This window comes from Pseudomonas sp. UBA3153 (genome assembly GCF_002364635.1).
Lineage (GTDB): Bacteria > Pseudomonadota > Gammaproteobacteria > Pseudomonadales > Pseudomonadaceae > Pseudomonas_O > Pseudomonas_O kuykendallii.
The window spans coordinates 4,398-4,792 of sequence record NZ_DEYR01000020.1; the positions used below are offsets into that span (position 1 = coordinate 4,398).

The 395-nt window shown below is 66.8% G+C and carries 1 pseudogene; it reads right to left on the bottom strand.

The features are described from left to right. A pseudogene (locus B2X67_RS04645) lies at positions 1-395 on the bottom strand (ABC transporter permease subunit); the annotation flags it as partial.

Genomic DNA, 395 nt, shown 5'->3' on the forward strand with positions numbered 1-395 from the left:
CCAGACCATCTGGTTGGTCAGCGGGTAGAAAACGATCCGCAGCAGTTGCGGCACCACGATCAGCCGGTACGCCTGGGCCGCGCTCATGCCCAGCGAGCGCGCGGCGCGCAACTGGGTATCGGGCACCGCCTTGAGGCCGCCGCGGAAGTTTTCCGCGAGGTAGCCGGCGTTGTTGAAGGTGATCCCCGCGAGCAGGGCGAACCAGGAGCTGACGTGCAGGCCGAAGGAGCCCAGGCCGAAGTAGAGGATGTAGATCTGGAACAGCGACGGCGTATTGCGCGCGATGGAGATCCAGGTCGCGGCGAAGCCGCGCAGCACCGGGTTCCGGCCCTGGCGCATCAGCGTCAGCAGCAGCGCGATGATCACGCCGAAGACCATCGACAGGGCGGCGGTCT